We start from the raw sequence: 21,226 nt of genomic DNA, 5'->3' as shown, positions 1-21,226 counted from the left end.
CGGCCTCTTTGCGATCTGCACGCTTCCCCGCGCCCTCCACGCTGTCTCTCTTCCGGCGCCAGCGCGCCATGGGCGACTACCCTGCATCAACACATGGATTTCGACCGTCATCCGTAGATCCGCGGCCTCCCGGCGCTTGCCCGACTCCGCCGGCCGCCCCACCTTGAGGCTATGAGCGATCGCCCGTCGGGCGCCGCGCCGCCGCGCCTGGTCGCGGTGCTCGGGCCCACCAACACCGGCAAGACCCACCTGGCGGTGGAGCGCATGCTGGGCCACGCTTCGGGCATGATCGGACTGCCGCTGCGGTTGCTGGCGCGCGAGGTCTACGACCGGATCGTCAAGGCGCGCGGGCCGCGCTGCGTGGCGCTGATCACGGGCGAGGAGAAGATCGTCCCGCCGCGGCCGCAGTATTACGTGTGCACCGTCGAGGCGATGCCGCTCAGCGTCGAGGTGGAGTTCCTGGCGGTGGACGAGATCCAGCTCTGCGCCGATCCCGAGCGGGGCCACGTCTTCACCCACCGCCTGCTGCACGCCCGCGGCCGGGCCGAGACCATGCTCCTGGGCGCCGGGACCATGGCGCCCCTGGTGCGCCGCCTGCTGCCCCACGCCGAGATCCAGACGCGGGACCGGTTCAGCCGTCTCACCTACGCCGGGCCGAAGAAGCTGACCCGCCTGCCGCGGCGCAGCGCCGTCGTGGCCTTCAGCGCCGACCAAGTCTACGCCATCGCCGAGCTGATCCGCCGCCAGCGCGGCGGGGCGGCCGTGGTGATGGGCAGCCTGAGCCCGCGCACCCGCAACGCCCAGGTGGCGCTCTACCAGTCGGGCGAGGTGGACTTCCTGGTGGCCACCGACGCCATCGGCATGGGCCTGAACATGGACGTCGACCACGTGGCCTTCGCGGGCCTGCGCAAGTTCGATGGCCGGCGCACCCGGTTCCTGCATCCGCAGGAGATCGGCCAGATCGCCGGGCGGGCGGGCCGCTACCAGGCGAACGGGACCTTCGGCGTCACCGGCGAGGCCGAGGACATGGACCCCGACCTGGTCGAGGCCGTCGAGAACCATAGCTTCGAGCCCGTGGCCGGGGCGGAATGGCGCAACTCGAAGCTGGATTTCGGGTCCCTCCCGGCGCTGCTCAAGAGCCTGGCCAGGCTCCCCGATCGCGAGGGCCTGAAGCTGTCGGCCGAAGCGCTGGACGAAACCATGCTGAAGGCGCTGGCCGGGGACGAGACGGTGCAGACCCGCGCCCGTGACCGCACAAACCTCGCGCGCCTGTGGGACGCCTGCCAGACGCCCGACTTCCGCAAGGCGCCCGCCGAGGACCACATCGCGCTGGTCAAGGCCTTCTTCCTCCAGCTCACCGAGCGGCGGCGGCGGATCGGCGACGACTGGATCGCGCGGCAGTACGATCACCTGGACCGCACCGACGGCGAGATCGACGCCCTGGCCGGCCGCCTGGCCAGCGTCCGGACCCTGGCCTACGTGGCCAACCGGCCCGACTGGCTGGTCGACCCCATCGAATGGCAGGGGCGCACGCGGGGCCTGGAGGACCGCCTCTCCGACACCCTGCACGAGAAACTGATGGCCCGGTTCGTGGACCGGCGGACCAGCGCCCTCATGCGCGGCCTGCGCGTGCGCGAGGAGATGCTCGCCGGCGTGGCCGCCGACGGCGCGGTGACCGTGGAGGGCCACTACGTCGGCCGCCTCTCCGGCGTGAGCTTCGAGGCGGCGCAGGGCGCGACGGTGCTGGAAGCCAAGGCCCTGCGGGCGGCGGCGCAGCACGCGGTCGGGCCCGAGGTGGCGCGGCGGCTGGGCCGGCTGGCGGGTGCGGCGGACGAGGACCTGTCCCTGCAGCCGGACGGCGCGCTCGTGTGGGCCGGCGCCGTGGTCGGGGTCGTCGCGGGCGGCCAGCCGTTCAACCCCCGCGTCAGGCTCCTGGGCGACCTGGGCGACGATTCGGCCCGACAGCGCGCGGCGCGACGGCTCGAGGCCTTCGTCGCCGCGGAAGCCGGCCGGCGGCTGGCGCCCCTGCGCCGGCTCGACGCGGCGGTCGCGGACGGCCGTGTCAGGGGGCTCCCGCGCGGAATTGCGTATCGCCTGATCGAAGCCGGCGGCATCCTCGACCGGGCCGAGGTGCGCGGCGAGACCCGGGCGCTGAGCCAGGTGGAGCGGCGGGCGCTTCGCGGCCTGGGCGTCCGGATCGGGGCGCACTCCCTGTTCCTACCGGGGCTGCTCAAGCCGCCGGCGCAGAGCCTGCTGCAGGCCCTGGCGGGGCGCGATGCGGCGGGCTGGCGGCCACCCGCCGATCGCCCGAGTCCCCTGCCCGAGCCGGCGCCGCCCCCTCGGGTGCTCGCGGCCTGGGGCCTGCGCGCCGTGCGGCGGCTGGCCGTACCGGTGGAGCAGCTCGAACGCCTGGACGAGTTGATGCGCGCCGCGCCGCGGCAGGGTGGCGGTATCGTCCTGCCGGATGCGACGCGCGAGACCCTGGGCTGGAGCGACGTCGAGGCGGACGCGATCCTGCGCGGCCTGGGCTATGCGCCCGCCCGCAAGCCGAAGGACGGCGAACCGCCGGCCTGGCGCCGCCGGGGCGAAAAGGGGATCGCCCCTCCGGCGGCGGCCCGGCCCCATTCGCCCTTCGCCGCGCTGGCCGCGCTCCGCGAGCCGCCGCCGCGACCGCCGGAACGTGCGGCGTCACGCCGCCGGCGTCGGAAAGCCGCCCCCAAGTGAACGACGCCGAGTCCTGCCGGGCCGACGTATGGCTGTGGCGCGCACGGTTCTTCAAGACGCGCGCGCTGGCCGCGAAGCACCTGGAAGCCGGCCGGGTCCGCCTCACCCGCAGCGGTCAGGAGACCCGGCTGGAGAAGCCCGCTCGCCCCGTGAAGGTGGGTGACCGCCTGGTCTTCGCCCTGGGCGGGCGGCTGGTGGCGGTGCAGGTGGCGGCCCTCGGCGAGCGCCGCGGTCCGGCCGACGAGGCGCGGTCGCTCTACTCGACGTTGGAAGAAAGCTGAGCCACAGTCTCGCCGGGAAGATTGGGGCGTCGCATGACCGACAGGCTGCAACAGGCCACCAGCGGCCGCGCGGGGTTGAAGCTCGGCTGGCTGTCCGGGCGGGCGAACCGCAAGGAATACTGGATCTGGATCGCCCCGCTCCTGGTCATCGAGATCCTGCTCTTCGGCCTCGGCCCGGTCGCCACGCTTGCGGTCGCGATCGTACGGCTGCTGGTCTGGATCCGCCGACTGCACGACCTGGGCTGGACGGGCTGGATCGCCCCGATCTTCAACGTCGCCGCCAGCGTGCTCGCGTTCGCGCTCCAGTTCGCCCTCGGTCCCGACCCGGCGGCTCTCGCTGCAGCGGGGGTCGTGCTCGCGGGTATCGTCGTCCTGGGGTGCCTTCCCGGACAGCCGTTCGACAACGAGTTCGGCCCACCGCCCGGCCGCAAGGCGGCGAACCCCGCCGAGACCTTCGGATAGGGCCGCATGAGCGCGCCAGGGACGTTCCTGACGGGCTGGCGCTGGTTGCGCGGCCGCGGGTCGCGGGGCGAGTACCTCCTTTGGCTGACGGCGATCCTGCCTTGGGCCTACCTGGCGGCCTGGGCGGAGAACGGCCTGGTGGAGGCCATCCTGTCCTGGGCGCTGATCTTCCAGACGATCCGTCGGCTTCACGACCTGGGGCGGACCGGCTGGTGGCTCGCCGCAGCCATCACGCTCGAAATGTGCCTAGCCATAACCGCAGCGAGGGACCCCGGCGCGTCGTGGATGTACGTCGCCGCCAGCCTCTTTCCCTGGGCCTGCCTGGTGCTGGTCGCCGCCTGGCCCGGAAGCCGCGGTGCGAACCGCTTCGGACCCAAGCCCGCCGCCTGGCCCTGGATTGGCCGCACGGCCACGCCCTGAGAGCGCCCTGGGCCGCCTTGCAGAAATCCTGACGGCCCGTCGCATTGACATCCGGCGCCCGGGCCGTGAAAAACCCGCGCCCCGAATACGAGCGCGGGACACCCGCCGGAGTTTCAAGTCGCCGCCATGACCTACATCGTGATGGATCCCTGCATCAAATGTAAGTTCATGGACTGCGTGGAGGTATGCCCGGTCGACTGCTTCTACGAGGGCGAGAACTTCCTGGCGATCAATCCGGACGAGTGTATCGACTGCGGCGTCTGCGAACCCGAATGCCCGGTCGACGCGATCAAGCCCGACACCGAAGATGATCCGGACAGCAAGTGGCTGCGCATCAACACCGAATACTCGAAGGTGTGGCCGAACATCACGGTGAAGGGCGAACCCCCCGCCGACCGGGAAGAGTTTGAGCGCGAGACGGGCAAGTTCGAGAAATACTTCTCCGAGAAGCCGGGACGCGGCTCCTGAGCCGACCTTGACCACGGGCCGGCCCAACCCTTTCATTCCGCACGTTTTTGTGTTAATGTCGCCTTCGACACGACACGAAGGCTTCGCCCAGGTCGGTCTGCAACAGATGAGCCGGCCGACGGCCTCCTTCAGAAGGGCGGTCGGCACGGGCGAAGGGTGTCTTAAGAGGTCAGCTTCCGTTCCACAGCGTTGAGGCCGCCGCGCTCCGTTCCGCGGATGGGATGGCTTTTTCGCGCTTCCGGAAGCTCTGACGGCAGTTCCGCGGTTCCGCGGGCGGTTATGAGAGGTATTTCCATGAGCAAGAGCGGTCATGAATTCCAGGTCGGCGACCATGTGGTCTATCCCGCGCACGGCGTGGGGCAGGTCCAGGGGATCGAGACCCAGGAAGTCGCCGGTCTGAAGCTTGAAGTCTACGTCATCACCTTCGACCACGAGAAGATGACGCTGCGGGTTCCCACGGCCAAGGCCAAGACGGCCGGCCTTCGCTCGCTGGCCGAGACCGGCGTGGTGTCGAAGGCGCTCACCACCCTGAAGGGCCGCGCCCGGGTGAAGCGCACCATGTGGTCGCGCCGCGCCCAGGAGTACGAGGCCAAGATCAACTCGGGCGACCTGATCTCGATCGCCGAGGTGGTGCGCGACCTGCACCGCGCCGAGAACCAGCCCGAGCAGTCCTATTCCGAGCGCCAGCTCTACGAGAGCGCCCTGGACCGCATGGCCCGCGAAGTCGCCGCCATCGAGCGCATCGACCGCGACGCGGCCATCGCCATGCTGAACAAGTCGCTGGTGAAGACGGCCGCCGCGGCCGCCTGATCCGCCAGATTCTGTTACGGACGACGGAACGCCCGGCCTCGCGCCGGGCGTCTTCCTTTGCGCGATCGCCCCTGGGCCGGTTGTCGCCCGGGCCGGTTGTCGCCCGGCTGGTTGTTATCAGGCGGTCGCCGTCTCCGGCTCCCACACCGCGGAGAGCGGCAGCAGGACCGAGCACTGCGTGCAGACGAACCCCAGGGCGGCGGGGGCCGGCCCTTCCCATCGGCGGCTGTCGGGATCGGCGGGGAGGCGCACCGGTCTCACCTTGTAGACCGGCGCCTTGCAGTTGGGGCAGAGAATCGCGTTCACGCGTGCAGTCATCCCTATGCCGCCGGGATCCGCCCCACGCCCACAGCCCGTGAGGCTGGACGATCCGGACCCGGCCGGCAGACCTGAAAAGTCCCCACCAAGCAACCGTCACCTGCGCCGGAAATTACGGCCGTTCGATGTCGCACAACTCAGGGCGGCGCCGCCGGCCCCTGCCGGCGTCGGTGCGCCAGCAGATACAGTGCGGGCAGCACCAGCAGCGTCAGCGCCGTGGACGACAGCACCCCGCCGATCACCACCGTCGCGAGAGGTCGTTGCACCTCGGCTCCGGGGCCGGTGTTGAAGGCCATCGGCACGAAGCCGAGGCTCGCGACCAGCGCCGTCATCAGTACGGGCCGCAGGCGCGTGAGCGCCCCCTCGCGGATCGCCTGCCGCAGCGGACGCCCCTGGGCCAGCAGGCCGCGGATGAAGCTGACCATCACCACACCGTTCAGCACCGCCACGCCCGAGAGCGCGATGAAGCCGACGCCCGCCGAGATCGACAGCGGCAGGCCGCGCAGCAGCAGAGCGGCCACGCCGCCGGTCAGCGCCATCGGCACGCCCGAGAAGACGATCGCGGCGTCGCGTCCGGAGCGGAAGAGCATGAACAGGAGGCCGAAGATCAGGACCAGCGTGGCCGGAACCACGAGCTGCAGTCGCCGGGCGGCCGAAATGAGCTGCTCGAATGTGCCGCCGTAGCCGACCCAGTAGCCGGGCGGCGCCGCGACCTCGGCGTCGACCTTGCGGCGCACCTCCGCGATGAACGAACCCAGGTCCCGGTCCCGGACGTTGGCGGTCACCACCACGCGGCGCTTGCCGTCCTCGCGGCTGATCTGGTTCGGGCCGATCTCGACGTTCACGCCGGCCACGTCGGCGAGGGGAACGAAGCGGCGCGGCTCGCCGGCGAGGGCCGGCAAGGGCACGCGCAGGTCCCCGATGCGGTCGACCTGGCCCCGGATGTCCTCGGGCAACCGCACCACCACGTCGAACCGGCGATCGCCCTCGAAGACCTGGCCGACGACCGTCCCGCCCAGCGAGGCCGCGACGAGGTCCTGGACATCCCTGACGTTCAGGCCGAGACGGGCCAGAGCCGCCCTGTCCGGCGTGATCTGCAGGACCGGAAGCCCCGTCGCCTGTTCGCTGCTGACGTCCTGGGCGCCGTCCACGCCGGCCACCACCCGCTCGATCGCCTTGCCCAACTCCACCAGCCGGTCCATGTCGTCGCCATAGACCTTGACCGCGACATCGGCGCGCACGCCCGAAAGCAGCTCGTTGAAGCGCATCTCGATGGGCTGGGTGAACTCGTAGTTGTTGCCCGGCGCCGTCGCGACCGCCGCCTGGATCTCGGACACCAGCTGCGCCTTGGATTTGCGCGGGTTCGGCCACGCCTTGCGGTCCTTGAGCATCACCAGGGTGTCGGCGACGTTGGGAGGCATGGGATCGGTCTGGACCTCGGCGGTGCCGATCTTGCTGAACACCCGCTCGACCTCCGGGAAGCTCTTGATGCGCCTCTCGAGGTCGGCCTGCATCTTGACGGCCTGGGTCAGGCTCGTTCCGGGAACACGCAGGGCGTGCAGGGCGATGTCGCCCTCGTCCAGGGTGGGGATGAACTCCGACCCCATCCGGCTGGCGGCGAGGCCGGACGCCAGCACCAGGGCGACGGCGGCGGCCACCACGGGCACGGGCCGCTTCATGGCCCAGTCCAGCGCCGGCGCATAGCCGCGCCGGGCGCCGCGCATGACCCGGCTGTCCTTCTCCTCGACCTTGCCGGTCACGAAGAGGGCGACCGCCGCGGGTACGAAGGTGAGCGACAGGACCAGGGCGGCGGTCAGCGCCATCACGACGGTGATCGCCATCGGATGGAACATCTTCCCCTCCACGCCCCCGAGGGCGAAGATGGGCACATAGACCAGGGTGATGATCAGCACGCCGAACAGCGACGGCCGGATCACCTCGCCGGTGGCCTCGGCCGCCAGGCCGAACCGCTCGTCGCGCGTGAGCAGGCGCCCCAGCCTGTGCTGGGTCTCGCCGAAGCGACGCAGACAGTTCTCCACGATGATCACGGCGCCATCGACGATCAGGCCGAAGTCGAGCGCGCCCAGGCTCATCAGGTTGCCCGACACCTTCGACTGCGCCATCCCGGTGATGGTCAGGAACATGGACAGCGGGATGATGGCCGCGGTGATCAGCGCCGCCCGTATGTTGCCGAGCAGCAGGAAGAGCACGACGACTACCAGGAGCGCGCCCTCCAGCAGGTTGGTCTCGACGGTCCGGATGGTGCGGTCGACCAGCTTGGTGCGGTCGTAGACCGGGGTCGCCTCCACGCCGGGCGGCAACGCTTTCGCGGCCTCCTCCAGCTTCTGGGCGGCGGCACGCGCGACCGTGCGGCTGTTCTCGCCCATCAGCATGAAGGCGGTGCCGAGCACCACCTCGCGGCCGTTCTGGGTGGCGGCGCCGGTGCGCAGTTCCTCGCCGAGGCCCACGTCGGCCACGTCGGCCACGCGGATCGGCGCGCCGCCCCGGTTGACGATGATCACCGACGCCAGGTCCTGGACGCCGTTCGCCTGGCCGGGCGCCCGCACGAGGTACTGCTCGCCGTAGCGCTCGACATAGCCCGCACCCACATTGGCGTTGTTGGCCTTCAGCGCCTCGATCACCTCGGCCATCGTCACGCCGTAGGCCGACAGCCGCTCGGGGCGGGGGGTGACGTGGTACTGGCGTTCGAAGCCGCCGATGGAGTTGACCTCGGTGACGCCGGGCGTGTTGCGAAGCTGCGGACGGATCACCCAGTCCTGTAGCGTCCGGAGGTCTTCCGGCGTGTACGCGGAACCGTCGGGCTTGCGCGCGCCGGGCCGGGCCTGAAGCGTATAATGGAAGATCTCGCCGAGGCCGGTGGTGATCGGGCCCAGTTCGGGCGACAGGCCGTCAGGCAGTCGTTCCCGCGCCGACTGCAGCCGCTCGTTCACCAGTTGGCGGGCGAAGTAGATGTCCGTGCCGTCCCTGAAGACGACCGTCACCTGCGAGAGGCCGTAGCGCGAGATCGAGCGCGTGTAGTCCAGCCCCGGCAGGCCGGCGATCGCCGTCTCCACGGGAAAGGTGACCCGTTGTTCGGCCTCCAGGGGCGAGAAGCCCGGAGCCTCTGTGTTGATCTGCACCTGTACGTTGGTGATGTCGGGCGTGGCGTCGATGGGCAGGCGCTGGAAGCTCCAGACGCCCACGACGGCGCTCAGCAGGGCCAGCGCCAGCACCAGCCAGCGCCAGCGGATGGATGTCGCGATGATCCGTTCCAGCATGGCGCGTCCCTCAGTGATCATGCGCCGCGCCGGACTTCTCGATGTCCGCGCGGATCAGGAAGGCGCCGTCGGTGACGTATTCGGCGCCGGGCTTCAGGCCGCCCAAGACCTCTGTCCACTCCGGCGTCCTGCGGCCAAGTTCCAGCAGCCGGGCTTCGTAGGTGTTCCCCACCCTCACGAAGACGGCCTCGGCGTCGCGGAAGCGCTGGATCGCCCGGGTCCGCACCGCGAGCGCAACCTGGCGCGACGCCACCTCGAAGGCGCCCTCCACGCCCATTCCGGGCTTGAACGCTCGGGAGGCGCCGGGCGGCAGGTGCACATGGGCGCGCAGCGTCTGGCTGGTGAGGTCGGCGACCGGGACCACGGCCTCCACGGGCGCGCGGACGCGGGTTTCGCCCGAGAGCGTGCGGACCTCGACTTTCTGCCCCTCCCGCACCCGCTCGGCGTCGCGCGGATAGACGAAGAATTCGGCGTGCAGCCGGTCAGGGTCGGCGATGACGTACAGCGGCCGCTCATAGGTGACGTCGCCGACGTTCATGCCCTTCTGGATCACGACGCCGCTGATCGGCGCGGGGATCGAGTAGGTCTGGAGGCTGCTGCTCGACTCCACGCGGGCGAGCACCTGGCCCTTGCGGACGTTTTCGCCCAGCTTGGCCGTCATCGACATGACCCGGCCGGGGTACCAGGCGCGCACCTCGCCCTGGCCCTCGGGGGTGATTTCCACGCGGCCGGCCATCTCCACGATCTCGGGCATGGTGGTGGGCCCCGCCGCCTCGGTCCTCACGCCGCCGGCGGTGGCGGCCTCCGGCGTCAGGGTGGTGCGGCCCTCGTACGACTCATAGGCCCACTGGTGAGACCGCCCACCCTCGGAGGCGCGCACCTTCACGTCGAAGGAATGCGGCTCCTCGACTACTCCCAGGCCGCGCAGGAAGTCCCCCTGCGGCGCGAAGGTGAAGCGATCGACCTCGCCGTCCAGGCGGCCGAGCTCGACCTCGACCTTCACCGTGTCCGGGCTGACCGGCTTGCCCTTCCGATAGGCGTAGGCGTGGAACTCCGGCGATGCGCCGGCCTCGTAGATCAGCAGTTCCAGGGCGAAATCACCGCTCCGCAGGAGGCGGCCGCCCTGAGGGCCTCTTTCGGAGTCGTGGTCCGCCTCTCCGGCGCCTTCGGCGTGACCGTGCGCATCGGCGCCCGCCTCGCGCCCCCCGTCCGTGCAACCCGCGAGAAGCAGGGCGACGGCCAGCGCCGCCAGGGTGGGTGTCGTCCTGAGCATCAGCGGCGCTCCTCGAAGGATGTCTTGGCCAGGGCGCGGTACCGGCCCGTCAGGCGGTCGAGCTCGGCCTGGGCCATGTGGAAGTCACGCAGCACCTCGACGCGGCGGGTGCGGGCGTCGGCCAGCGCGCGCTCGGCCTCGGCCACGTCGCGGAACTCGAAGCCGCCCCGGTTGAAGCCGGCCGTCACCTGCTCGACCGTCCGGATCGCATGCGGGACGACCTCGGCGCGGATGCGCTCGGCTTCGACCGCCATCGCCCGCATCCGGGCCTCGAGCCGGGCGATCCGCCGGTCACGAAGGGTGCGCTCGGCCGCGATCTCCTGTTCGGCGGCGAGATGTTCGGCGCGCGCGCGGTCGATGCCGGCGCGGGCGCTGGCGCGCACACCCAGGGGGATCGAGCCGCCGATCACCAGGGCCGCCTCGTCGCCCTCGCCGAAGTAGCGGACGCCCGCGCGCAGGGTCGGATCGGCGACCTCGCGGGTCCGGGCCACGCGCAGCGCGGCGGCGGCGACATCGCGTTCGGCTTCCAGAAGCGCCGCGTCCGGCGCCGCTCCAGCCGGGACGCCGGCGGATGGCCCGGAATCGGGAGGCGTCACGTTGAAGAAGTCGTCCAGCTTCAGGGTGAAGTCCGGCGACCCGTCCCAGGTTGCGGCGAGCTGCGCCCTGGCCGTACGGGCGGCCTCGCGCGCACGGTCGCGTTCGATCTCCGCCTGGGCGGTGAGCGCTTCGGCGCGCGAGGCGGCGAACAGGGGATCTCGGGCGCCCTTCACCCGGCGGACGACGTCGCGCTGGGACGCCTGGACGGCGACCAGTCGGGCGTCGGCGATCAGCAGCTCGGCCTCGGCGGCCAGCGCCTCGGCGTAGGTCGTCTGCACATCGCGCAGGAAGTCCAGGCGCAGCACCTCGGCGCGCAGGCGCACCACTGCGGCCTCGGCGCGCGCCTGGGCGGTGCGGGCCTCACGCTTGCCGCCGCGCTCCAGGGGGCGCTCGTAGCTCAGCGTCGTCTCGCTGCGGCCGACGACCGAATAGGGGCCGCTGCCGGCGAAGTTCTCGACCTGGAGGTCGAGCGACGCATTGGGACGGACGGCGGCCTGCCGGACGCCCGCTTCGGCGGCGGCCAGGCGGGCCTCGGCCGCCGCCGCGGACGGATCGGCCCCGCTCGCGCGGGCCAGCGCCTCGGGAAGCCCGAGGGGCGTCTGGGCGAGTCCCGGGGGCGTCTGGGCGGCCGCCGGCGCCGCAAGGGCGACGGAAGCCAGGAGGCCCGCGATCCGGGCCCCCAGCGATGGGGAAGGCATGGAGATTCCTCTGCATTGACGACGGGGCGCGGCGGGCGCGCATGGGTCGTCAGGCGCGAGGCGGACGCTTCAGGCGGTCGGTCAGGTGAGAAGGCGGCGCGGCGGCGCCGGAATGGGCGCGCCGCTCGGGAAGGGCGAAGCGCGGAGGCGCGGCCGCAGGACCGGCCGGCGCGCCAATCGCCGTGTGATGCGACTGGCAGTGCCCGCAGGCGACGCAGCCGTCCGCACAGACATCGCCGGCAGGCGCGGTGGACGCCTGGATCGTATCGTCGGCGCCGAGGGGGTCGGTCTCGGTGACCACGCCCCCGACAACTTCACCGCCGTAGGGCGTCGTCTCCCCCGCCTCGAACCGGACCAGAGGCGCGGGGTCATCGGGACAGGCGGGCGCCGCGGCCGCCGGGGCCGGGCCCAGGGGCGCGAGCAGGAGCGCGGCCATCAGGCCCGCCACCCACCGCCATCCTGTCCACGACCGCATCATCGCCGCCCCTATAGCGAGGCCGTGGGATGGCGGGAATGCGTTACAAAGTTGCGCGCCGGGTCCCGGGCGGCGCGAAGCTCGCCGCGGGCCTGGACCACGATCTGCCAGGCCGAGCGCAGGAAGACCGCCGCCAGCAGCACGCCCACGATCAGGTCGGGCCAACGCGATCCGGTCAGCCAGACCGCCACGCCCGTCAGGGCCACGGCCACGCACTGGATCAGGTCGTTGCGCGTGCAGAGCCACACCGAGCGCACGTTGGCGTCGCCGTCGCGGTAGCGCATCAGGAGCAGGGCCGCCACCAGGTTCGCCGCCGCGCCGAACAGGCCGAGGCCCGAGATCGCCACCGCTTCCGGCGGGGCGCCGGTGAACGCCCGCCAGACGGCGAATCCCAGGATGCCCATCGCCATCAACGCCAGGCTCGCGCCCTTCACCAGAGCCGCGCCGCTGCGCACCTCCACCGACCGGCCGATGGCCCAGAGGCTGATGCCGTAGGTCGCGGCGTCGGCGGCGAAATCCAGGGTGTTGGCGGCCAGCGATGCGGAGCCGGCGAGCCAGCTCCCGATCGCGACGACGACGAACGCGACCGCGTTGATCCAGATCACCGCCGTCAGGGCGCGCCGATAGCCCGGCGAGGCGCCGTCGAAGACCACGTCGTGGCCGCAGCAGCCGTGCTCGCCGGCGCCTTCGGAAGGGGAACAGCTCGACATGCGACCATCCTGCATCCTCTAGCCGCTAGAGGATCAAGCGCCTATTTTCGCCTCGCGCCGCGAGAGGATTCCCATGACGTCGCTCAGCATCGGACGGCTGGCCCGCGCCACGGACGTGAAGGTCCCGACCATCCGCTTCTACGAACAGATCGGCCTGCTGCCCGAGCCCGAGCGTACGGAGAGCGACCGGCGGCTCTACGGCGAGGCCGACGTCCGGCGCCTGGCCTTCATCAAGCACGCCCGTCAGCTCGGCTTCGCGGTCGAGGCCATCCGGTCCCTGCTGGCCCTCGCCGACGACCCCGACCGGCCCTGCGCCGAAGCCAACGCCCTCGCCGCCGAGCAACTCGCGGTCGTCGAAGGGAAGATCGAGCGGCTCCAGGCCCTGCGGCGCGAACTGCGGCGGATGGCCCGCGCCGACTGCGACGGCCGCGCCGGCGACTGCCGGGTGATCGAGGCCCTGGGCGACCACAGCCTCTGCGCGGACGATCACGACGGGCCGACGACCCTGGGCGCCCTGTGACACCCTGTGGCGCCCGCGCCTCACGGCGCGTCCGGCGCTGGAGGTTCGCGAGGTCTTCGGCTAAGCAGCCCGTCTCGCAAGCGCGGCCCGGTAGCTCAGCCGGATAGAGCAGGGCTTTCCTAAAGCCAAGGTCGGGGGTTCGAGTCCCTCCCGGGCCGCCAGCGCAGCCGCCACCTGGCCTCATGCCAGGCCGGCCAATCCCTTGAGTCCGGCGGCCAGGGCCGAGACGGCCAGGACGGCCAGCGCCGCGCGGCGGTAGAGGGTGGGCGATCCGAGCCGGAACAGCCGGGCGCCCAGCGCGGCGCCGGCCATCAGCGCGGGGAAGCCTGCCGCGGCCAGGGCCGCATCGGGCCATCCGATGACCCCGAGGGCGACGCCGGAGAGGGTCGCCAGCGCCGCCGTCGCAGCGAAGAAGACGATGAGCGCGGCGCGCGCCGAAGCCTCGCCCACCGAGGCGTTGAGCACGTGGGCGACCACGGGAGGCCCCGGGATGGCGGCCAGGCCGTTCAGCAGGCCCGACGCCAGGCCGACCCAGCCCGGATGCGCGCGGGCGGCGCCCGACCGCGCCGGGCCGCGCCACACGGCCGCCAGGGCCAGCGCGGCGGCCGCCGCGGCGATGAGGCGCGCCGGGTCGGGCGGCAGGAGGCGCAGGGCGGCCATCCCCGCCGGCGTGCCCACCACCGCGCCGGCGATCAGCCAGGGCAGCGGCGCGCGCCAGGCCTCGCCCCAGGCCTTCGGCGCGTCGGTCAGGCCGATGGCGAGCTGGAGCAGCACCACCGCCGCCACCGCGGCCCGGGGTTCGAGGACCAGCGACAGCAGCGGCACGGCGGCGATCGCAAAGCCGAAGCCGGTGAGGCCGCGCAGCACGCCCGACAGGAAGACCACCGCCAGGATGAGGCCGAGCTGGAACGGCTCCAGCCCGCTCACGCGCCGGACGCCGCCGGCCGGATCACGCGCGGGCGGCCGGGCTGGCGCGCCCCGTGCTCTCGCGCCCCAGCCAGGTGGGCCAGGTGGGCAGCACCTGTTCGCCCGCACAGCGGAGCAGGGGTTCGGCCTCGAGCGCGGCGCGCCAGGGCTCCAGCGCCATCACCGCCAGTCCGAACAGCCCCTGGATCGCCACCACCCGGCCGACCTCCTCGGCGCCGCCCGTGACGGGTTCGCCCAGCATCACCGGCACGCCCGGGCCCGACGGCTCGACGCGGAAGGGCAGCAGGCGCCGGGACACGGCTGGCGGACCGGCCTCCATCGCGGGCAGGCCCAGGGATTCCAGCCGGGCGGGGTGCAGCGCGCTCAGCCCGTGCAGGCCGGCCTCGAACACGTCCAGCCGCGCGCGGCCGAACACCTCGCTCCCGGCGACGCCCAGGCGATAGGCGTGCGCCCGCCATTTGCCCTCGTGTCGCCACGACAGGCTCTCCCGCGCCTCGACCGGCCGCAGCACGCGGCTGCCCAGTTCGTGGCGACGCGGGTCGGCGTAGCGGATGTAGGGCGTGCCGTCGTCGAACACCGACTGGTTGTTGAGCAGCCCGAAGACGCGCCAGCGGGCCGTCTCGTCGGCCACGTCCGTTCCCGCGCCGCCGCGGGCGCGGATCAGGTCGATCCAGACCGGCGCCTGCCCGCGGTCGCAGTCGATCAGCAGCTCGCCCTCGTCGGGCACGACCAGCATGTCGCCCGCCACGCGGCCGTCGGCGTCCACCACCGCCCCATAGGTCGCCGCCCGGACCCCCTCGGGGATCGCGTTGGTGAGCAGGCTCTGGAGCGCCTCGCGCCCCTTGCGGCCCCGTACGCGCAGCACCCCGCGCGAGGCTAGGTGATAGGCGTCGTCCTCCACCAGCAGTTCCGCGAAGCGGTTGGATCGCTCGCTCAAGGGGCATCGACCTGATCGTAGTCCGCGACCGGCGGAGCCGGGAAGTGGACCTTGGCCACCAGCGGGCCGTCGCCGATCTCGGAGTGATGGGTGGAGTAGCTGCAGACCTTCTGGCAGAGCCCGCAGTTGTCGACCATGTCGCGGTACATCTTGCAGCGCATACCGTCGACCTCGTAGCGCCGGCCGGGGCCGGGCGAGGAGATGGCCCCCACCGGGCAGATCTTCACGCAGTCCAGGCAGTGGGTGCAGTCGTCCACCGGATCGACGCGGACGGTGGTCTGCAACGGCGCCTCGGTCAGCACGCAGGTCAGGCGTATGCGGGTGCCGAACTCGGGTGTGATGAGGAAGCTGTGGGTGCCGACCGTGCCCATGCCCGCCGCCTCGGCGATGTGGCAATAGGACAGCGCCGCCTTGAGTTGGCCGGGCCGGAACGGCAGGCCGCGGCTGGGCAGCGCCAGAGTGCGGAAGCCCGCCTGCTTGAGCATCCGCGCCAGCATCGAGCTGGCGTGGTCCAACTCGGACGTCACCTGGACCACGTGCGGCGAGAGCAGCGCGCCGGTCTTGACCTTGCCCGCGTACTTGGCCGGCGGCTTCACCAAGTTGACCGTCTCGGACCCCATCTCGTTGGCCAGGATCACCGCCGCCTTGGCGGTCGGAAGGAAGGCCTGGACACCGTAGATGAAGTCGGGATGCGACTCGGGCGTCACGGCCAGGACCCCCATGAGATCGGCCCCGATCTCGCGCCGGGCGCGGTCGACCCAGGCGCGGCCATAGGGCTGGTGCGGCCGCTTCAGGGTGTCGATGACGTTCATGGCCTCGTCCTCCGTCAGGCGGCGCGCTTGGCGGGAAGGGCGACGCTCAGAGACTCCAGCTTGCGCTCGTCCACCTCGATGCCGCAGCCCGGGCCAGGCGGCAGGACCGCATCGCCGTCCTCGATGGTCATGGGCGACTTCAGGATGTCGTCGGTCAGCTTGTCCGAGCCGATGAACTCGGCGGCCGGCTTCACCGCGGCGTGCGAGCAGGCGAAGTGCAGCTCGGCCAGCGCCTGGAGGCTGGTGCCGATGCCCTGGCCGATCAGCACATCCACGCCCGCCGACGAACAGATGGCGGCGATCTGCTGGCTGCGGCGGTAGCCGCCGGTCTTGGCGATCTTGATCTTCACCGCGTCGGCCGCGCCGGCCTTCACCACCCGCATGGCGTCCTGGACGCTGTGGACCGACTCGTCGGCCATCAGGGGCGCGCCGATCTTGGACCGGATCTCAGCCATGCCGTCCACGTTCCAGCCCGGCACCGGCTGTTCCACATGCTCCAGGTCGTACGGCTCCAGCTTGCGGATCAGGCGGATGGCCTCGGGCACGGTGAAGACGCCGTTGCCGTCCAGCCGCAGCTTGACGTCCGGGCCGATCTCCTCGCGCACCGTACGCACGCGGACGACGTCGAACTCGGGGTCGGTCTTGGCGCCGATCTTCAGCTTGATGGTGCGGAACCCCCGGTCGACCAGCGTCTTCGCGGTCGCCGCCATGCGGTCGGGCGTGTCGTGCCCGACGCCGCCCGACAGCGCGAAGCGGTCGCGCACCCGGCCGCCCATCAGGTCGCAGACCGACCGGCCGATGCTGCGGGCGGCCGCGTCGTGCACGGCCAGCTCGACCGCCGACTTGGCGAACAGGTTGCCCAGCTCCCAGGCCTTGTCCATCACGGCCACGACGCGCTCGGTGTCCATGACGCACACGCCCTCGAGCGCGGGCGCAAAGGTGCGCTCGACGATCCCGATCATCCCCATCGGCGTGTCGGGCGCATACCAGCCGGGCGTCAGGAACACCTCGCCGTATCCCTTGACGCCCTGGTCCGTCGTCACGGTGACGACGAGCCCGAAATAGACGTCCCCCCCGTCCTCCATGGGCCCCATGCGGTAGGGGATCTTGGCGGCGATGCGGACGATGCGGGCGGTGATGTCGGCGATGTTCATTGGGGCGCTCCCTGGGACGCGAAGGCTTTGCGGGTTCGGATCGGGGTCACGGGTTGCGGAGCGCCGCGTCCACGATGGCGCGGAACACGGCGTTCTCCTCGGCGTCGGTCGGCGGCTTGTCGCCGTTGGCGGCGATCTGGGCGACGACGACCCCGCGCTTGCGGTCGACCCACAGGATCTGGCCGAAGGCGCCCAGCGCCATCGACTCGTCCTGGTGGCCCTGCGGGACCCAGAACTGCATGGCGTAGCCGCGGGGCTTCTCGCCGGGCTCCTGGAAGGGCGCCGACGGTCGGGTGACGAGGTCGGCCCACCCCTTGGGCGTCAGGGGCTTCCCGTCCACGACGAGGTCGTCGAGGTAGAGCTGGCCCAGGTGCGCGAAGTCCTGGAGCGTCGCCTGCAGGCAGCAGTGGCCGAAGTTCACGCCCTCCGGCCCCCGCGCATGCTTCGACCAGGACGCCCCGCTGGAGAAGCCGGCCGGCGTCCACAGCTTCTCCTGCACGATGTCGGCGTAACGCTTCCCGTAGGCGCCGCGCAGAACGGCCGACAGCACATGGGTGTCGGTCGCCAGGTAGTTGAAGTCGGTCCCTGGGGGGACCCGCGGCCCGCGCTCGGCGGCGAAGTCGTCGAGGTTCTTGCCGCCCAGCAGGGCCAGGTACATGTCGTTGCGGTTCGGGCGGCCCCGGTCGTGGAAGAACTGGATCCCTGACGACATCATCGCCACGTGCCGGATCGAGACGGATCCGTAGGCCGTGCCCTTGAACTGCGGCGCGTACTTTTCGACGGGATCGTCGATGCTGCCGATCCTCCCTTCCCGCACGGCGACGCCGAGGACGGTGATCGTGTAGCTCTTCGACGCCGACCACAGGGAATGCTGGGTCGCCGGTCCCACGCCGTTGCGATAGGCCTCGAACACGACCTTGCCGCCCTTCAGCACCATCAGGCCGTTGACGTTGGCGCGGGCCATGTAGTCGCCAACGGTCGCCTCGCGCCCCTCGAACTCATAGGCCACCGGCTCGAGCGGCCGCACGTCGCGGGCGTAGGCGCGCGGCCGGGACGACGGCGTCAGGCGATCGACGGGGAAGATCCGGTCGTAGTGGGTGAAGACCTCGACCCGGTCGTCCGGCCGGGCGATCCGGAACCACTGGCTCGGATCGTTCCTGGGCTCGTCCGCCTGCGCGGCGCCGGCCAGCACCAAGGCCGAACCCGCCGCCGGCGCCGCACGGCCCACACCCAAACCTCGCCTCATGACGCCTCCCTCCCGCAGTCCGCACGTTATCGTGCATTCAGATAACTGTCTTCTGTTGACAGTTTTATGCGGCAAGGCGATGGTCCACGCAACAGGAATAAGAGTCCCGGTTCACATTCAAACGAAGCCGGGCCATGATGGGGGAGGAAAGACGTGACCTACAGATCGCGGCTGTTTGCTTCGTCGGTCGGGCTGGCGGCCTGCGGGCTGCTGTGCGGCGCCGGATCGGCTCAGGCCCAATCCGAGTCGCGCGCCACGGTGGAGGAAGTGGTGGTGACAGGCTCGTACATCCGGGGAGGCGTGCAGACGAGCGCCCTGCCCGTCGATGTGCTGACCGCCGAAGACCTCCAGCGCCGCGGCTCGCCGACGGTCGTCGACCTTCTGAAGTCCCTGCCCGCCAGCAGCGGCGTCCTGGGCGAGAGCAACCAGTTCGACAACCGCGCCCTGGCCTCGGAGGGCACGGGCAGCGTCAACCTCCGAGGCATCGGCCCGCAGCGCACCCTGGTGCTGCTCAACGGGCGGCGGATGCCGATCAACCCCGCAGGCCAGGGCGGCACGGGCATCGTCGACACCAACATGATCCCCGTGGCCGCGATCGGCCGCCTGGAGGTTCTGAAGGACGGCGCCGCCGCCACCTACGGCTCGGACGCCATCGCCGGCGTCGTGAACTTCATCACCCGGCGCGACTTCAGGGGCCTCGAGGTCAATGCGGACTATTCGGCGATCGAAGGCTCCAGCGGCAATTGGGGCCTGTCGGCGACCTACGGCTGGGTCGGCGAGCGGGCCAACGCGCTGATCAGCGCGGGCTGGCAGCACCGCTCCGAGCTGTCGGTGCGCGACCGCGACTGGGCGGTGAAGTCCTATGCCGAGAACCCGGAAGGGGGCTGGAACCCCATCTCGAGCCCGCACAGCTTCCTGCCGTTGGCGGCCAACGGGCTGAACCCCGCGGGCGCGCCGCAGCGCGACGTGGCCTGCGCGCTGCTGGGCGGCTTCGCCGGCTTCGCCAACGCCACGACCCCGGCCTGCCTCGCCCAGGCGACCCCCTTCGACAACCTCGTCGAGAAGGAGGAGCATTATCAGGTCTACGCCGAGGTCAATCTCGACCTGCCCGGCGGCGCCCTCCTGCACGTCGAGGGGCTCTGGGGCCGCACCGAGGTGCCGCGCTGGGCGACGGCGCCGTCCTATCCGGCCCTGGGCGTGCCGACGGCGGAAGCCCAGGCCATCCCCGCCCAGGCGGGCGCCTACTACGTCCCCGCCAGCCACCCGGGCCTCATCGCCTACTACGCCGCCAACAACCTGGGGCCCGCGCCCGCCGGCGGCGTGCGCCTGCTGCTGAACCGGCCCTACGGCCTGGGCGGCAACCCGATCTTCGAGGGCGGCGGCGCCAAGGGGGTGCGCGAGTACGAGCTGTTCCGGATCTCGGCCGACCTGCGTGGCCGGGCGTTCGGCGACAGGCTGGGCTGGAACCTGGCGGTCACCTACGGCGAGGACGACGCCTACAACACCGCCTACGACACGCTCATCAACCGCTACCAGCTGGCCCTGCGGGGCCTGGGCGGACCCAACTGCAACCGCGCGCTCAACACGCCGGGCCAGAACGGCTGCCTCTACTACAACCCGTTCTCCAACGCGATCGCGGGCAATCCGAACACCGGCGTCGTCAACCCGGGCTACAATCCCGCCGTCGCGAACAGCGAGGAGGTGACGGCCTGGTTCTTCCAGGAAGGGTCGGCCAGCCTGCTCGCCACCACCCTCGTGCTGGACGCCGTGTTCGACGGCGAGACGGGGATCGACCTGCCCGGCGGCCCCTTGAGCTGGGCGGCGGGGGCGCAGTTCCGCCGCAACACCCACGAGACGGCCTTCAGCACGTTCCGGGACAACCTCGTTTCGCCGTGCGTCAATACGCCTGAATTCGGGGTCACGAACTGCACCGGCAACGCCCGCGTCGGCCCGTTCGCTTTCACCCCCACCGGCCGGCCGCAGGAGATCTCCAGCGAGGTGAAGGCGGTGTTCGCCGAGCTGCAGCTCCCCATCTCCGACCGGCTCCAGGCCCAGCTGGCCGCCCGCTTCGAGGACTATGGCGGCCAGGCGGGGACCACCTTCGACCCGAAGTTCGCCGTCCGTTTCCGCGCCACCGACTGGCTGGCCTTCCGCGGCTCGGCCTCGACCACCTTCCGCGCGCCGCCGCTCACCCAGCGCAATTCCGACGTCGCCAGTTCGCTGCAGAGCATCCTGGGCTCGTTCCGCACCATCGACATCCAGGGCGACCCCACGCTCAAGCCCGAGACGGCGACCACCTATTCGGTGGGCGTGATCCTGACGCCGGGGAATCTGCGCGCCACCGTGGACGTCTGGCGCTTCGACTTCGAGAACCCGATCGCCACCGAGCCGGTCGCAGGCCTGGTCTCGGCCGTGTTCCCGAACGGCGCCGCCGGGGCCAACAACTGCGCGAACCCGGCCTTTGCGGAACTGGTCGCACGGTTCACGTTCAACGGCGCGTGCGGCGCGGCGAACATCAGCCGCCTTCTGGTCCGGAACGCCAACGGCGCCGACCAGACCCTGGCCGGCGTGGACGTGGGCGCGGAGTACCGCTGGCGCGATATCTGGGGCGGCGACATCGCGCTGGGCGCCAGCCTGACCCACGTCTCGAAGTTCAAGGTCGACAGCACGCGCATCGCCGGCATCGAGGTGGCCCCCGCCTTTGACGGCGCGGGCGCGCTGAACGCCCAGACCAGCATCTATCCCATGCCCGACCTCAAGGGCTCGGCCTTCGCCGAGTGGAGCAACGACCGGCTGAGCGTGCGCTGGACGCTCAACTACATCGGCGAGATGGAGGATCGGCGCTCGGGGGTCTTCGATCCCCTGATCTATCGCGATGAGCGCAACCAGCTCTTCACCGTCACCGCCGGCCGGACCGTGAAGGCCTTCATCACCCACGACCTCGCCGTGCGCGCCGAACTGCCGTGGGAAACCCGGGCGTCGCTGTCGGTGACCAACCTGTTCGACGAGGCGCCGCCGTTCGCACGCCTCAGCCTCAACTACGACCCCTTCACCGCCTCGGCCGTCGGCCGGGTGGTGAAGCTCGCGATCAGCAAACGCTACTGACGAGGAAAGAG

General features: G+C 71.5%; 19 protein-coding genes and 1 tRNA gene. 9 read left to right on the top strand and 11 right to left on the bottom strand.

Annotated elements, in window-relative coordinates:
* The first annotated feature begins 171 nt into the window (after nucleotides 1–171).
* The 6 genes from WG212_RS05265 to WG212_RS05240 all read left to right on the top strand — a co-directional run bounded on the left by WG212_RS05265 (nucleotide 172) and on the right by WG212_RS05240 (nucleotide 5,165).
* Nucleotides 172–2,724: a helicase-related protein gene (locus WG212_RS05265; protein WP_337186015.1), complete on the top strand. Its 2,553-nt coding sequence runs from the start codon at nucleotides 172–174 to the stop codon at nucleotides 2,722–2,724.
* Complete coding sequence (locus tag WG212_RS05260; RefSeq protein ID WP_337186014.1) at nucleotides 2,721–3,005, top strand: RNA-binding S4 domain-containing protein; 285 nt, start codon at nucleotides 2,721–2,723, stop codon at nucleotides 3,003–3,005. Before WG212_RS05265 ends, WG212_RS05260 begins: the two co-directional genes overlap by 4 nt.
* A 33-nt stretch (nucleotides 3,006–3,038) precedes the next feature.
* Nucleotides 3,039–3,467: a DUF805 domain-containing protein gene (locus WG212_RS05255; RefSeq protein WP_337186013.1), complete on the top strand. Its 429-nt coding sequence runs from the start codon at nucleotides 3,039–3,041 to the stop codon at nucleotides 3,465–3,467.
* Between the two features lie 6 nt (nucleotides 3,468–3,473).
* Complete coding sequence (locus WG212_RS05250; protein ID WP_337186012.1) at nucleotides 3,474–3,887, top strand: DUF805 domain-containing protein; 414 nt, start codon at nucleotides 3,474–3,476, stop codon at nucleotides 3,885–3,887.
* Nucleotides 3,888–4,013: 126 nt separating this feature from the next.
* Complete coding sequence (fdxA, locus tag WG212_RS05245) at nucleotides 4,014–4,355, top strand: ferredoxin FdxA (protein ID WP_337186011.1); 342 nt, start codon at nucleotides 4,014–4,016, stop codon at nucleotides 4,353–4,355.
* A 294-nt stretch (nucleotides 4,356–4,649) separates the two neighbouring features.
* On the top strand, nucleotides 4,650–5,165 hold the full coding sequence (locus WG212_RS05240; protein WP_337186010.1) for a CarD family transcriptional regulator: 516 nt from the start codon (nucleotides 4,650–4,652) through the stop codon (nucleotides 5,163–5,165).
* A 117-nt stretch (nucleotides 5,166–5,282) separates the two neighbouring features.
* Here the strand turns inward: WG212_RS05240 and WG212_RS05235 are convergent, their stop codons facing one another.
* The 6 genes from WG212_RS05235 to WG212_RS05210 all read right to left on the bottom strand — a co-directional run bounded on the left by WG212_RS05235 (nucleotide 5,283) and on the right by WG212_RS05210 (nucleotide 12,514).
* Entirely contained in the window at nucleotides 5,283–5,471 is a 189-nt protein-coding gene (locus tag WG212_RS05235; protein ID WP_337186009.1) for a hypothetical protein, read from the bottom strand.
* Nucleotides 5,472–5,620: 149 nt separating this feature from the next.
* Nucleotides 5,621–8,761, bottom strand: coding sequence for a CusA/CzcA family heavy metal efflux RND transporter (locus WG212_RS05230; protein ID WP_337186064.1), 3,141 nt, complete (start codon nucleotides 8,759–8,761; stop codon nucleotides 5,621–5,623).
* Nucleotides 8,762–8,771: 10 nt separating this feature from the next.
* A complete protein-coding gene (locus WG212_RS05225) occupies nucleotides 8,772–10,034 on the bottom strand; it encodes an HlyD family efflux transporter periplasmic adaptor subunit (protein ID WP_337186008.1) in 1,263 nt (420 codons plus the stop codon).
* Nucleotides 10,034–11,329, bottom strand: a complete 1,296-nt coding sequence (locus WG212_RS05220; RefSeq protein ID WP_337186007.1) for a TolC family protein — start codon at nucleotides 11,327–11,329, stop codon at nucleotides 10,034–10,036. Before WG212_RS05220 ends, WG212_RS05225 begins: the two co-directional genes overlap by 1 nt.
* Nucleotides 11,330–11,378: 49 nt before the next feature.
* Entirely contained in the window at nucleotides 11,379–11,777 is a 399-nt protein-coding gene (locus WG212_RS05215; RefSeq protein ID WP_337186006.1) for a hypothetical protein, read from the bottom strand.
* A 38-nt stretch (nucleotides 11,778–11,815) separates the two neighbouring features.
* Nucleotides 11,816–12,514: a cation transporter gene (locus WG212_RS05210; protein WP_337186005.1), complete on the bottom strand. Its 699-nt coding sequence runs from the start codon at nucleotides 12,512–12,514 to the stop codon at nucleotides 11,816–11,818.
* Nucleotides 12,515–12,587: 73 nt separating this feature from the next.
* On the opposite strand from WG212_RS05210, the gene WG212_RS05205 reads away from it, so the two are divergent.
* Complete coding sequence (locus WG212_RS05205) at nucleotides 12,588–13,034, top strand: helix-turn-helix domain-containing protein (protein ID WP_337186004.1); 447 nt, start codon at nucleotides 12,588–12,590, stop codon at nucleotides 13,032–13,034.
* 84 nt (nucleotides 13,035–13,118) lie between these two features.
* Nucleotides 13,119–13,195, top strand: a tRNA-Arg gene (locus WG212_RS05200).
* A gap of 19 nt (nucleotides 13,196–13,214) precedes the next feature.
* Here the strand turns inward: WG212_RS05200 and WG212_RS05195 are convergent.
* Genes WG212_RS05195 through WG212_RS05175 form a run of 5 tightly spaced genes read right to left on the bottom strand, consistent with a single transcriptional unit; the run spans nucleotide 13,215 to nucleotide 18,110 of the window.
* Nucleotides 13,215–13,961, bottom strand: coding sequence for a sulfite exporter TauE/SafE family protein (locus tag WG212_RS05195; RefSeq protein ID WP_337186003.1), 747 nt, complete (start codon nucleotides 13,959–13,961; stop codon nucleotides 13,215–13,217).
* 22 nt (nucleotides 13,962–13,983) lie between these two features.
* Nucleotides 13,984–14,898 (bottom strand): hypothetical protein, encoded by a 915-nt coding sequence (locus tag WG212_RS05190; protein WP_337186002.1) that lies wholly within the window; start codon nucleotides 14,896–14,898, stop codon nucleotides 13,984–13,986.
* On the bottom strand, nucleotides 14,895–15,710 hold the full coding sequence (locus WG212_RS05185; protein ID WP_337186001.1) for a 4Fe-4S dicluster domain-containing protein: 816 nt from the start codon (nucleotides 15,708–15,710) through the stop codon (nucleotides 14,895–14,897). The genes WG212_RS05190 and WG212_RS05185 overlap by 4 nt, the downstream gene beginning before the upstream one ends.
* A 14-nt stretch (nucleotides 15,711–15,724) precedes the next feature.
* Nucleotides 15,725–16,864, bottom strand: coding sequence for an enolase C-terminal domain-like protein (locus WG212_RS05180; protein ID WP_337186000.1), 1,140 nt, complete (start codon nucleotides 16,862–16,864; stop codon nucleotides 15,725–15,727).
* A 46-nt stretch (nucleotides 16,865–16,910) separates the two neighbouring features.
* A complete protein-coding gene (locus WG212_RS05175) occupies nucleotides 16,911–18,110 on the bottom strand; it encodes a serine hydrolase (RefSeq protein WP_337185999.1) in 1,200 nt (399 codons plus the stop codon).
* 153 nt (nucleotides 18,111–18,263) lie between these two features.
* On the opposite strand from WG212_RS05175, the gene WG212_RS05170 reads away from it, so the two are divergent.
* Nucleotides 18,264–21,215 carry a TonB-dependent receptor gene (locus tag WG212_RS05170; protein WP_337185998.1) on the top strand — a complete coding sequence of 984 codons (2,952 nt, stop codon included), beginning with the start codon at nucleotides 18,264–18,266 and terminating at the stop codon, nucleotides 21,213–21,215.
* Nucleotides 21,216–21,226 lie beyond the last annotated feature (11 nt).

The organism is Phenylobacterium sp. (genome assembly GCF_037189685.1).
GTDB lineage: Bacteria > Pseudomonadota > Alphaproteobacteria > Caulobacterales > Caulobacteraceae > Phenylobacterium.
This window is presented reverse-complemented; position numbering and strand designations above follow the sequence as displayed.

Bases quoted from the DNA above. Each gene is read 5' to 3' on its own strand.
- WG212_RS05265 (WP_337186015.1), top strand. From the start codon at position 172: ATGAGCGATCGCCCGTCGGGCGCCGCGCCGCCGCGCCTGGTCGCGGTG.
- WG212_RS05255 (WP_337186013.1), top strand. From the start codon at position 3,039: ATGACCGACAGGCTGCAACAGGCCACCAGCGGCCGCGCGGGGTTGAAG.
- WG212_RS05250 (WP_337186012.1), top strand. From the start codon at position 3,474: ATGAGCGCGCCAGGGACGTTCCTGACGGGCTGGCGCTGGTTGCGCGGC.
- fdxA (WP_337186011.1), top strand. From the start codon at position 4,014: ATGACCTACATCGTGATGGATCCCTGCATCAAATGTAAGTTCATGGAC.
- WG212_RS05240 (WP_337186010.1), top strand. From the start codon at position 4,650: ATGAGCAAGAGCGGTCATGAATTCCAGGTCGGCGACCATGTGGTCTAT.
- WG212_RS05230 (WP_337186064.1), bottom strand. From the start codon at position 8,761: ATGCTGGAACGGATCATCGCGACATCCATCCGCTGGCGCTGGCTGGTG.
- WG212_RS05225 (WP_337186008.1), bottom strand. From the start codon at position 10,034: ATGCTCAGGACGACACCCACCCTGGCGGCGCTGGCCGTCGCCCTGCTT.
- WG212_RS05220 (WP_337186007.1), bottom strand. From the start codon at position 11,329: ATGCCTTCCCCATCGCTGGGGGCCCGGATCGCGGGCCTCCTGGCTTCC.
- WG212_RS05210 (WP_337186005.1), bottom strand. From the start codon at position 12,514: ATGTCGAGCTGTTCCCCTTCCGAAGGCGCCGGCGAGCACGGCTGCTGC.
- WG212_RS05205 (WP_337186004.1), top strand. From the start codon at position 12,588: ATGACGTCGCTCAGCATCGGACGGCTGGCCCGCGCCACGGACGTGAAG.
- WG212_RS05185 (WP_337186001.1), bottom strand. From the start codon at position 15,710: ATGAACGTCATCGACACCCTGAAGCGGCCGCACCAGCCCTATGGCCGC.
- WG212_RS05180 (WP_337186000.1), bottom strand. From the start codon at position 16,864: ATGAACATCGCCGACATCACCGCCCGCATCGTCCGCATCGCCGCCAAG.
- WG212_RS05175 (WP_337185999.1), bottom strand. From the start codon at position 18,110: ATGAGGCGAGGTTTGGGTGTGGGCCGTGCGGCGCCGGCGGCGGGTTCG.